The sequence below is a fragment of the Pseudoalteromonas sp. 0802 genome, assembly GCF_013350085.1.
Classification (GTDB): domain Bacteria; phylum Pseudomonadota; class Gammaproteobacteria; order Enterobacterales; family Alteromonadaceae; genus Pseudoalteromonas.
The window spans coordinates 63,178-75,135 of the sequence record NZ_JABVXE010000007.1; the positions used below are offsets into that span (position 1 = coordinate 63,178).

Genomic DNA, 11,958 nt, shown 5'->3' on the forward strand with positions numbered 1-11,958 from the left:
ACTTTAATCTTCAGCACTTGCAGCCACTTTATATGAGATTAAAACAATGATCCCTAAGATCAATGGTACAGGTGCAGCAATATAGCCAAAGGTATCAAAGTTTGCGAAGCTAGCACCTGCTAGATGACCTACCAAACCGATAACAAATGCAAGTAATGCAATCACTACAACAACTATTTCAGCTTTGCTTTCTTTAACTGTTTTACCGTCCATTTTTCTTCTCCTGGTTAAATGCGGTAAAGTCATTATGCGCTTCTGGTTCGTTGTTTTTTTGACCTAAATCAAGTTCTAAATCGGCCAATTTATCAGCGAGTATAAACCTTGTTTTAGATCATACTTTCTGCCTAATTTTTGAATATTTGCAAAATAAGGTAGATTTTTTGCCCAGTTGACCCAAGTCTATATAAAAGTGATTCAAAGTTATGTTGATAGTGCACAAATGGATAAAACCAGCCTTTGATAGCTAAAACCTATCACTGTGTTCGAATTAAACCATTTTACAGATTAACCACGATGGCTAATACTTAACACCAAGCACTAGCAAGTAAACACTTAACGGTTTTTTTAAGGAGCAATCTATGTCACAGGTAAATGCAATTGGTTTAAACAGCGCAAAAAGTGAAGACATCGTAAATTCACTAAACTCTTTACTAAGCTGCTACCAAATTCAATATATGAACGCACGCGGCTTTCATTGGAATATCAAAGGTCGTAACTTTTTTGAATTACACCTTAAATTTGAAGAAATTTATAACTTACTACTTGAGAAAGTAGATGAGATTGCAGAGCGTATTTTAACGTTAGGCGGTACACCGGTACATGCATTCTCTGAGTACATCGAAGATAGCAAGATCAGCGAAGCTAAAAATATCACTGAAGGTACTGCTGCAGTAGAAAACCTTTTAGCAGGTTACAGCACGCTTATTCAAATGCAGCGTGAAATCCTTGCACAAGCCGGTGATGCAGATGACGAAGGTACAGCATCGCTAATGGGCGACTACATTAAAGAACAAGAGAAACTTGTTTGGATGTTAAAAGCCTACCTTGATTAATATTTAGAATTGACACGAAAAAGCCCTCAAATGAGGGCTTTTTTATATTCAGAAAGTATTACCTTAACCACTTTCTTAAATTATCGTACTCGGGTCTTGCTTGAAAAAAGCTTTCAGCATCTGGGTGAAAATTAATATCCATTTCTACACCAGACCAAACTGTCTCTAATAAATTGCGAGCAATGATATTCGCTTTAATATAATCAACGCGTTTGTAACCCCGCGCTTTGACAGCCTGAAAGTAAGCCTTTGCAATCTCAATACTATCTGCAGTTGCTAATTCAAATTGTTCCAAATTAACCACAGCATACTGAATTGAATTTTCAGGGTACTTCATGATTTCTTGACCGACTTCAATACTAAATGAAGCAACGGCTTCTTTATTAAAGCTGCCACTAACTTCCACATAAATCACTGGCGGCTCAACAAAATAACGCCAATCACCATGGGCTTTAAACATGCTCACCCCTTTGAAATACAACTTAAGTTTACGCTTATAAAATTTATTTACTTATTTATCTAAGCCTTAATTCGGTAATAAAGCAATAAAAAACGCCATTTCTAATGCCTTTTCCTCAAGGCTTTTAAAGCGACCCGATGCGCCGCCATGGCCTGCATCCATGTCGGTTTTAAACACCAAAATGTTGTCATCGGTTTTAAGTTCACGCAGCTTAGCAACCCATTTCATTGGCTCCCAGTATTGCACTTGAGAGTCATGGAACCCCGTGGTAACAAGAATATTAGGGTAAGCCTGCGACTTGATATTATCGTACGGCGAGTACGCCTGAATCACATCATAAAACGCAGGATCATTTGGGTTACCCCACTCGTCGTATTCATTGGTCGTCAGTGGAATACTCTCATCAAGCATGGTGGTTAGCACATCTAAAAACGGCACATGACAACCGATACCTAAATAAAGCTCAGGTGCTTGGTTAACCACAGCGCCCATTAATAAACCACCAGCACTGCCACCAGACGCAAATACTTTTTCTGGGTGTGCATAGCCTTGCTTGGTAAGCGCTTGCGTAACATCAATAAAATCGCTAAAGCTATTTTGCTTAAATTGCTTTTTACCTTGCTCATACCAGTGACGACCTAGCATTTCACCACCACGAATATGTGCAATCGCATAAACAAAGCCGCGGTCAAGCAAGCTTAGTGAGCTACTTGAAAAGCTAGGATCGATGGTAATACCGTACGCGCCATAGCCATATTGCAACAGCGGGTTAGTACCATCTTTATTAAATTTATCAATACGATAAACCAAAGAAACCGGCACTTGCTCACCATCTCTTGCGGTAACCATTAAGCGTTCTGAGCGATAATGCTCTGGATTAAAATTCCCGAGCACTTGCTGTTGTTTTAATAAGGTTTTGTTACCTGTTTTTAAATCAACATCATATAAAGAACCTGGCGTCGTTAAGCTTGAATAGTAAATACGCGCAGAGCTCACATTCGGCTCAGGATTCATTGCAATAGCAGCATAATAACAAGGGTCATCAAACTCTAAAGTAAGACGCTCTGCTTGCTGATCCACTACCACAAAACGTGTTTGACCAAGCTCTCGTTCGGTGAGGATAAGGTAGTCATTGAAAATTTCGACCCCTTCTAGCAACACGTTCTCGCGATGCGGTGTATGCTCCTGCCAAAGACTTTTATCGGCAATGGTGCTTTGCGTCGCGGTCATTAAGCGAAAGTTTTTCGCTTGCCAGTTGGTCACAATGTAAAAGGTATCACCTAGCTTATCGACATCGAATTCATGGCCTTCTTCGCGTGGCATTAAAGCGCTAAATTCACCATCTGGGTTATTGGCATCAAGCACCCAAGTATCGTTTGTTTCTGTGGTCGCAAGGTCAATAATGATAAGGCTTTCATCGCGGCTTTTGCCAAGCCCCATAAAGAAGCTTTTATCTTGCTCTTCATAAACAAGTACGTCATCAGCTTGCTGGGTGCCTAAAACATGGCGGTAAACCTGAAAACCCAATAAGGTTTGCAGGTCTTTTTTCACATAAAACACCGTTTTGTTATCATTAGCCCACACCACTTGGCCTTCGGTGTTTTCCAGCACATCACTAAACATCTCACCGCTGGCAATATTTTTAAAACGCACGGTATAAATACGACGACCTTCGGTGTCTTCAGAGTAAGCAAGGAGCTGCTCGTCAGGGCTAATAGCCACTTCACCTAATTCATAAAATTCGTAATCGCCAGCTAATTGGTTTACATCTAACAACAAGGTCTTATCGCGCGCTTCTATTGAGCTGCTGCGATAATGGCGAGCATATTCATCGTCGCCACGTACTTCTGCGTGATACCAATATTGGCCATCTTTTACTGGTACCGTGTTGTCGTCTTTTACAATACGGTCTTTTAACTCATTAAATAGCTGTTCGCGCAGTGGTTTTATGTCGGCAAGTTGCTTATCGCAATAATCGTTTTCGGCATTTAAGTGCGCTAATACATCCTCATTTTCGCGCTCATCATCACGCATCCAATAATAGTTATCGGTGCGAGTCTGTTGGTGAGTAGTTAATTGCTGAGGCTGTTTTTTTGCAACAGGAGGATGCGCTAATAAAGACAAAGAATACGAATTTGACGACACAAGAAAAAACCAAAATAAAAACGAATTGCTAGCAGTTTATCACAGAATTATACCAATCAGCTTAATTAAGTAGTCTATTTTGAGGCAATAAAACCTCGTTGATAACAAGGCAAAAATTTCGTTATTTAGTTGTTCTAAATGAGAAATTTTTAACGCAGTTAGCGACAGGTTTAATCCCTCAAAATGATTAAGTATTATTGCGGGTTGGTATTAAAAAAGCCCACTCAAATTGAGTGGGCTAAGCAATGCTAAAATAGCATTTAGGGGGAAACTGTTAATGCGATACTTGCTGCCAAGCCATAGCCCAGCTTTTTCCTACACCTGGCTCAAACAGCGGGTTGTGTGAATCTTTAACACGACAAAACTCGCTAAATGGCCACGGTTTGCACATATAAATATGGCCCGTTTTTGGCTGCAGTACTTTAACACCTGCACTGTAATCGCTGCATGCTTGTGGGTAGACATAGTCATAATCTTGCAGACTATCTTGCACTCGCTCTTTACATTTTGCGATGCAATTAAACGCCACTTTTACATGCGTAATGCCCGAGCCTTCAAGGGCATAAATTTGGTTTGAACGGTACGCAACCACTAAACCTTGTTCAGTCATTTTGCCCGCTTTTACCAGCGGAACATGCACGTTTATATGCTCGGCAACAGAACGTGGCCAATTATGAGGCTCACCCTGATCGGAACTACTGATCGGGTATTCGAATGATAAATCGACTAGCTCTCCTTGCATGTCATAAAAGGTTACAATCACCCTATCTCCAACAAACAGTTGGGTATGATGATTTAAGCAACCAATCGGCAACCACTTCCCGGAGGCCATTGACGTATGCATAAACAAAATATCACCCTAAGAACAACTAATAGGCATTATCTAACAACCGAACAAAATAAATACTTTTAGTTTGAGGCAAGTGAACCAAAGCACTAGATTATGTGCTTATCAGCGGTCCCGCTATCATAGTTTAAAACCTTAGACCGGAAACTTTGCGTCCTAACCTTTCAGTTAGTTTGCCAAAAACAAGACTGAGTATAATCGTGACCGAATCACAAATCAAACAAAAGAATGTAACCAAACGTCTTATATAGCAAATAGTTACTAGCAAATGCGTTAGGTACAAAAAAGCCAACCTCTTGGCTGGCTTTTTCGCAAATGGGCTGTTAATCCCTTGCTAGCTTTCTTCTGGTCGCGACTCGGTGCCCTGCACGGAATACATTCAAGAAGCCATTACCCACATCACTCATTACAATATACAAACAAGGTACTAGTACTAAAGTGATTAGAGTTGCAAACATAACCGCAAAACCAAGTGCAACCGCCATTGGAATTACAAATTTAGCTTGCAAGCTGGTTTCGAACATAATCGGTAGTACACCAGCAAAGGTTGTAATTGATGTCAGGGTGATTGCTCTAAAGCGCGCACAACCTGCTTCAATAACTGCGTCGCGAGTTGAAATACCTTCGCGGCGTGCTTGGTTTACAAAGTCGGTCATAACTAACGAGTCATTAATTACAACACCCGCTGCAGCAATCAAGCCAAAGCCCGACATCAAGCTAATATCTAGACCAAACCAGAAGTGACCCCAAATTGCACCGGTTAAGCTAAATGGAATAACCGACATAACAATTAGAGGCTGCGAATAGCTCTTAAGCGGCACTGCAAGCAAGATATACACTAAAATCATACCGCCGATGAAGAACATGATTTGCTCATTAGCTTGCGCTTGTTGTTCTTCAATAGAACCACCTAGCTCAGTTTTAACTGATGGGTATTCCTCTTTTAACTGAGGTAATAAGTTCTCGTCCACTTGCTTAACCACTTCACCCGGTTCAATCGCTTCTTCATCGATACTGCCGTAGATATACACTGTACGATAGCCACCTTCACGGCGAATATAGCTAATACCTGGTTTTTCGTTCAGTTCAACAACATCACCCAGCATCACCTCTTGGCCTGCAGGCGTTGTGATAACAGCGTGCTTTAATGATGCAAACGCTTCACGTGTTAGTTTCGGGTAACGAACCATAACACGCACTTCTTCACCGCGACGAATAACACGCTGAGCTTCACCACCGTAGAAGCTTGCGCCTACTTGGTTAGCAATGTTGGCAAGGTCTAAACCTAGATCATATGCCACAGGTTTTAAGCTTAATTGCACCTCTTTGCTCGCCGGATCGATAGTCGAACTAATATCAAATAAGCCTTTTTGCTGTTGTAGTAGTTGGATAAAACGACGACCTGCCTCATTTAAGGTATCGATATCTGGGCCGTAAAGTAAGTAACCAAACTCACCATCCATACCACCGCCATTTACATCATCGTAAATTTGCAGCGATTTCACACCTGGGATACTTGGCATTTGTTCACGCCAACGACGAGATAGTTCGAATGCGTTATACGGGCGAAGCTCTTCATCTACAAGCGGAGCAAGTAATTGTGCTTCAGTACGACCTTGGTTAAACACTAAGATATCGCGAATTAGCTTTTGGCCAAATTCACGTTCTGTCTCTTGATCTACCTTATTAACCATGGCTTCGATTTCACGAATAGCATTAATCGTTTGCATATCCGAGGCATTTTCATTCATTTCTAAACGAATTTGCGGAAAGTCATGAGGTACTTTTGGTGTTGGTACCACACGCACTTGATTTGATGAAATTAAGCCAAACGTCAAAATCAATAAACCGATAAACGCAAATAGCACAAACCAACGCCACTCCACACACAGCTCAATAAAACGCTTATACGGGCCATTTACAAAGTTAAAGAAACGTTTGTTAAAACGCGCTCGCCAACTATTTTGATTAATTGGCGGGAACTTAGTATGGGCAATGTGTGCCGGTAAAATAAGTTTCGATTCAATCAAACTGAATATCAGACACAGAATAACCACCACGGCTATACCGAAGAAAAATGCACTCTCTGGGCCACTTGATAGAGTAAATGGTGCAAATACAGCAATCGTTGTTAAAACACCAAATGTTGCTGGGGTAGCAACGCGTTTTGCGCCATTTACGACATTTACAACACCACCGCCTTTTTTCTCAATTTCGGTGTAGGCACTTTCCCCTATGACGATGGCATCATCGACCACGATCCCGAGTACCATAATAAAGGCAAATAACGACACGATATTAATACTGATACCAAATAATGGCATCATCATCATTGCACCTAAGAAACACACAGGTAAACCAATCATTACCCAAAGTGCCAACTTAAAGCGCAAGAAGATAGACAACATAATGGCAACCAAGATAGCCCCTTGGAAAAGGTTGCTTTTCATCATGTCTAAACGGGCATTTAGGTAGTAAGTCATGTCCATTAATGGCTCAAGACGCAGGCCCGCCGGTAGCTCTTTATTCTTTTGCTCAATAAACGCTTTAACTGAATCAGCAACCGGGATCATGTTTTGTTCTTTGGTTGCTTTTACTGATAAATAAACGGCATTTTCACCATTAAATTTAAAGTAGCGCTCACCTTCTGTGAATTGGTCTTTAATCACAGCGATGTCGTTTAGCAGCACTTTCGCGCCATTAGCACCAATTTTTACTGGGATCTGGCGGAACTCATCACCGCTGTAGTATTGATTTTCAACACGTACCGAGATAATACCTGCGTCAGTACGTAGTTGACCTGCCGAGATATTCGCAGAGTAACGACGTACTGCACTTGCCACCTCACTTAAAGTAAGGTTGTATTGACGTAGTGAATCAGGGTCAATTTCAATTGCAATTTCATCAAGTGGTACATCGTTTTGCACCAGTGACACATTGGATAATTGCAGTAATTCATCTTCAATTTTATTTGCAACTGGCTTTAACTCAGTAAGTGGAATATCACCTACTAGCGTCATACCGATTACATCTTGGCGAAATTCAACCTGACTAATCGTCACAGGCTCCATGCCCGCAGGGAAAGTCGCAATACTGTCTACCCGTAGCTTCACTTTATCGAGTACATCAGTAAGTTCTGCATCAGTGTTGATCTCTAAACTTGCACGGCCACTATTTCGAAATGAGCGATATACACCACGTTTAATCTCGGTTACATCTTTTAGTGACTCTTCAATTTTGATCAGAATACTTTCTTCAATTTCCTGTGGTGAGGCCCCCGGATAATTGGCTTGTACTTCAATATAGTTAATTTCAACATTCGGGAACATCTGGCGCTGAATAGTGAAATAACTAATGATCCCCATTATGATGATAAACACCATCATTAAGTTAGCAGCGACCGAGTTATTGGCAAAATAAGCTATAAGGCCAGACTGTTTTTCTGTGTTTGTATCAGTCATAGTGCTACCTTAAAGCTTTTCAACCGCTGCAGTTTCTGCATCGCTTGTCATTTCTTTCATTCCAGCAACCTTCACTTCCATACCCTCTTGCGGGTACTCAGGCAGCGTCAGAACCAACTGGTCATTCACTTCAAGGCCATCACTAATGTAGAAGTACTCACCTTCTTCACGCACTACGGTTACTTTACGTGGTTCAAGTTTATTCTCGTCGTTCACAATCCACACCGTTTGGTTATTCACTAAAGACTGTGGTAAACGGTAGATGTTTTGTAGTGTTGCACCGGCAAAGCTCACTTGTACGTAAGCACCAAATTTAATAGGTTGTACGTCGTGCTTTAAGCCGTATGGGTCATCAACACGAACAACTAAATTGCTCATACGCGTCGCGTTGTCAACAACGCCTAGGTCACGGTCAATTTCGGCTTCACGAGTAAAGCTGTTTAAGCCTTTATTGATAATGGTCGCCTTTACGCCTTTTAAGCGTTTTGGCAAAAATACACTATCGAAACCAGCAATTGGTACAATGATTTCCGCACTTTCAATATTATTAATTTCAGCAACTTGGCTGCCTACATTAATGTATTGGCCGACACCAATTTCACGGCTGATCACCAGCGCATCGTAAGGTGCTTTTACCTCACAGCGAGCAAGGTCACGTTCGGCACGTTTTAATGCCGCTTGCGCTGATTTAACAGCAGCTTGCGCGCTTAAAACTTGAGGTTTACGTAGGAATAAGTCGGTGCGCTCACGTTCTGGGTAACGTCTTGCTTCATCCTCTGCCACTTTAGCTTGTGCTTGCTCTTCGATCAGTGCCGCTTGAGCACTAGCAAGTGACGCTTCAGCTTGTAGTACAGCTGCTTCGTAGTTGTCTTTTTCGATGGTAAATAACACTTCACCGCGAGCTACGATGCCACCCGCAACAAAGTTTGGGTGCCAGCTTGTAACTTCACCAGCCACTTGCGAGGCAAGTAAAGTACTTTCAAGAGGTTTCACTTCACCGTAACTGTTAATAATCACTTGATGATCATCACTTTCTACCGGCTCAACCTGTACTAAAGGACGCACATCAACTACATCCTTGTCTTTAGGCTCTTGAGCAATCGCGTTGATTGCCTTAAAACCAGCAACACCAACGATTAATGCAACAAACGGTAATATCCATTTTAATAAACTTGTGCGCATAACTTACACCTATAAAATTTTCACTGGCTCTATCATACCAAAGCTGACAGAAACATTAATGTGACATTTGTAAGGAACTGTTACAAAAACAGATAAATTGGCAACACAAAAACCAAAACTTATCTAAGAACAATTTGTTACAAACAAAAGTTACCTAATATCAAAAACTTACAAAATCACCTTCACGCTTGTTAACAAACAGCCTTTTATCAAGAGGTTAATTCATTAAACTTGATTGAGAAATAATTAAAGGAACGAGTTAACAATGAAAATAACAAACATTGCGCTGGCACTAAGCTTAGCGTTTGCCATGAATGGCCATGCCGCTGAAGCGAAAAAAGAAGAAAAGAAGCCAAAAACACTGGCTGAAATGATCAAAGATAAAAGCGAGTTTGCCGGTGTTTTCAGCATTTACCAAGATGCGAAAACCGGCGATAACTTAATGGTGATCGACCAATCTCAACTTGATACACCATTTGTGTATTTTGCTCACACTGTTGATGGTGTTACTGATGCAGGTCACTTCAGAGGGGCATACCGTGAGACAAAACTAATTGAGTTTCGTAAATATTTTGACCGCATTGATATTATAAGCAGAACACCACGCTATAAATTTGATGAAAACTCAGCCCTAGCACGCTCTGCCGATGCCAACATCAGCGAAGCTGTGCTTGCGAGTATTAAAATCGAAAAAGAAGAAGACGGCAAAATTGCCTTTAATGTTGATAAGCTCTTTTTAAGTGAAGCACTGCATAAAGTGTCACCATGGGCGAATCCTAAAGATAAAAATGCCAGCAAACGCTTTAAACTTGGTAAGTTAAACGACAAAAAATCGCGTATTGTTAAACAGCGTCCTTACCCAAATAACCTAGATGTTGTGGTGGATTATGTATTTTCTAATGCTAACCCAACAGTACGAGGTTCAAAAGCCGTAAGCGATCCTCGTAACGTTTCAATTAAAGTACAACATTCATTTGTAGCGTTACCGAAAAATGATTATCAAGCTCGCCAAGATGACGCGCGTATTGGTTATTTTACTAACGAATTCGACAATATGACATCAGCGGATTGGGCACCTTATGAAGATGTCATCAAGCGCTGGGACTTACAAAAGAAAGACCCATCAGCTGCACTTTCAGAGCCAGTTAAACCGATTACTTGGTGGATTGAAAATACCACACCGGTTGAGTGGCGAGACACTATTCGTGATGCCGTGCTCGCGTGGAATAGCTCATTTGAAAAAGCGGGCTTTAAAAACGCCATCGAGGTAAAAGTACAACCTGATGACGCTGATTGGGATGCGGGCGATATTAACTACAACGTATTACGTTGGACTGCATCACCACGCCCTCCATTTGGCGGTTATGGTCCTGCCCTTGCGAACCCATTAACCGGTGAAATATTAGGCTCTGACATCATGTTAGAGTACGTTTTCATGAAAAACCGTTGGATGTACGACACCTTATACACTCAAGGTGCAGCCACGCTTGAAACTAGCCAAAACAGCACAGACTTACATTGCTCATTGGGTCACAGCATTCAAGAAAACATGCTACTTGCTAAAGGCTTAGGTACAGGTGCGAGCATTGAAGGCAAAGAGATCTTACGCCAAGGCTTAACTCAGCTGGTGTTACACGAAGTGGGCCATACCCTTGGTCTTAACCACAATATGAAATCATCTATCCTGTGGGATGAAAAAGAAGTTCACGATAAGAGTAAAACGCAAGGTATCGTAACGGGCTCAGTTATGGACTATGCACCAGCAAACATTGCCCCTATTGGCATGCAACAAGGTGATATCTTCCAAACAAAACCTGGCCCTTACGATGATTGGGCGATTGAGTACGGCTACAGCCAAGCATTGGCTGATAAAGCAGCTGAGCAGCAGCGCCTTGAAAAAATTCTCGCTCGCTCATCTGAGCATGCTTTAGCTTTTGGTAATGATGCTGATGATATGCGTGCCCCAGGCCGCCATATCGACCCACGTGTAATGATTGGTGATATGTCATCTAACCCTGCCGCATATGCTGATGATCGTATGGAACTTATCAATAAGCTGTTTACTGAACTTAAAGACAATGCCACGGTTAATGGTGAGTCATACCAGCAGCTAGTTACCTCAGCGAACATTTTATTTAGAAGCTACAAAACACAAGCAGGCGTGGTATCTCGTCAAATTGGTGGTGTTTATGTAGAACGTAATGTGGTGGGCGATGACAAAAATGGTGCACCATTTACGCCAGTGCCACTTGAGCGCCAGCAACATGCAATGCAAGTGTTAGCCGACAAAGTATTCTCGCCAAATGTGCTTGCTAGCATGCAGCCACTGTATAACTACCTGCTACAGCAGCGTCGTGGTTTTAATCATTATGGTAAGAACGAAGACCCTAAACCACATGGCATGATTTTAGGTATGCAAAAGCTGGTACTTGCTCAGTTGTTACATCCGGCTGTCATGCTGCGTATTTCAGATAGTGCGATGTATGGCAACGAGTATTCACTTAACCAATTTATGAATGACTTAACAGCAAGCATTTTTGTAGACAGCAAAAAAGCAAATAGCCTAAGTCACAATCTACAAGTTGAATATGTGAATCAGCTAATCGCGATTGCTGGTTTAGGTAAAGCCAGCAAGCACGATAACCTAGCCAAAGCAGCTGCACTTTATCAGTTAAATCAAATTGCTGATATGAGCGTACCATGGGGTGCAGACACCGCAGCTAAAGCCCATAAGCAATATATCGATCGCTTAATTAGTAAAGCCCTCGAAGCATAAGTAAAACAACACAAAAAAGGCTGCCACTTGGCAGC

General features: G+C 41.6%; 8 protein-coding genes and 1 riboswitch. Of the genes, 2 read left to right on the forward strand and 6 right to left on the reverse strand.

What is annotated here, in order from left to right:
• Nucleotides 1–3 precede the first annotated feature (3 nt).
• Complete coding sequence (locus HUS61_RS12895; RefSeq protein ID WP_054562952.1) at nt 4–213, reverse strand: hypothetical protein; 210 nt, start codon at nt 211–213, stop codon at nt 4–6.
• A gap of 365 nt (nt 214–578) precedes the next feature.
• Here HUS61_RS12895 and HUS61_RS12900 point away from each other — a divergent pair, with 365 nt between their 5' ends.
• The gene (locus HUS61_RS12900) at nt 579–1,052 is read left to right on the forward strand and encodes a Dps family protein (protein ID WP_167658259.1); all 474 of its coding nucleotides are present in this window, start codon (nt 579–581) and stop codon (nt 1,050–1,052) included.
• 58 nt (nt 1,053–1,110) lie between these two features.
• On the opposite strand, the gene HUS61_RS12905 is transcribed toward HUS61_RS12900, so the two are convergent.
• The 5 genes from HUS61_RS12905 to HUS61_RS12925 all read right to left on the reverse strand — a co-directional run bounded on the left by HUS61_RS12905 (nt 1,111) and on the right by HUS61_RS12925 (nt 9,147).
• Nucleotides 1,111–1,512, reverse strand: a complete 402-nt coding sequence (locus tag HUS61_RS12905) for a hypothetical protein (RefSeq protein ID WP_175082623.1) — start codon at nt 1,510–1,512, stop codon at nt 1,111–1,113.
• A gap of 66 nt (nt 1,513–1,578) precedes the next feature.
• Nucleotides 1,579–3,657 (reverse strand): S9 family peptidase, encoded by a 2,079-nt coding sequence (locus HUS61_RS12910; RefSeq protein WP_175082624.1) that lies wholly within the window; start codon nt 3,655–3,657, stop codon nt 1,579–1,581.
• 274 nt (nt 3,658–3,931) lie between these two features.
• Nucleotides 3,932–4,501, reverse strand: coding sequence for a hypothetical protein (locus HUS61_RS12915; RefSeq protein ID WP_055020585.1), 570 nt, complete (start codon nt 4,499–4,501; stop codon nt 3,932–3,934).
• Between the two features lie 107 nt (nt 4,502–4,608).
• Nucleotides 4,609–4,692: riboswitch (cyclic di-GMP riboswitch) on the reverse strand.
• A 135-nt stretch (nt 4,693–4,827) separates the two neighbouring features.
• Entirely contained in the window at nt 4,828–7,965 is a 3,138-nt protein-coding gene (locus tag HUS61_RS12920; protein ID WP_175080684.1) for an efflux RND transporter permease subunit, read from the reverse strand.
• A 9-nt stretch (nt 7,966–7,974) separates the two neighbouring features.
• Nucleotides 7,975–9,147: an efflux RND transporter periplasmic adaptor subunit gene (locus HUS61_RS12925; protein WP_175082625.1), complete on the reverse strand. Its 1,173-nt coding sequence runs from the start codon at nt 9,145–9,147 to the stop codon at nt 7,975–7,977.
• A gap of 265 nt (nt 9,148–9,412) precedes the next feature.
• Between HUS61_RS12925 and HUS61_RS12930 the strand changes: the two genes are divergently transcribed.
• Nucleotides 9,413–11,923 (forward strand): zinc-dependent metalloprotease, encoded by a 2,511-nt coding sequence (locus HUS61_RS12930; protein ID WP_175082626.1) that lies wholly within the window; start codon nt 9,413–9,415, stop codon nt 11,921–11,923.
• Nucleotides 11,924–11,958 lie beyond the last annotated feature (35 nt).

What these genes read in the sequence shown, in the direction of transcription:
- HUS61_RS12905 (WP_175082623.1), bottom strand. Translation starts at nt 1,512, where the DNA reads ATGTTTAAAGCCCATGGTGATTGGCGTTATTTTGTTGAGCCGCCAGTG.
- HUS61_RS12930 (WP_175082626.1), top strand. Translation starts at nt 9,413, where the DNA reads ATGAAAATAACAAACATTGCGCTGGCACTAAGCTTAGCGTTTGCCATG.
- HUS61_RS12900 (WP_167658259.1), top strand. Translation starts at nt 579, where the DNA reads ATGTCACAGGTAAATGCAATTGGTTTAAACAGCGCAAAAAGTGAAGAC.
- HUS61_RS12895 (WP_054562952.1), bottom strand. Translation starts at nt 213, where the DNA reads ATGGACGGTAAAACAGTTAAAGAAAGCAAAGCTGAAATAGTTGTTGTA.
- HUS61_RS12925 (WP_175082625.1), bottom strand. Translation starts at nt 9,147, where the DNA reads ATGCGCACAAGTTTATTAAAATGGATATTACCGTTTGTTGCATTAATC.
- HUS61_RS12915 (WP_055020585.1), bottom strand. Translation starts at nt 4,501, where the DNA reads ATGCATACGTCAATGGCCTCCGGGAAGTGGTTGCCGATTGGTTGCTTA.
- HUS61_RS12920 (WP_175080684.1), bottom strand. Translation starts at nt 7,965, where the DNA reads ATGACTGATACAAACACAGAAAAACAGTCTGGCCTTATAGCTTATTTT.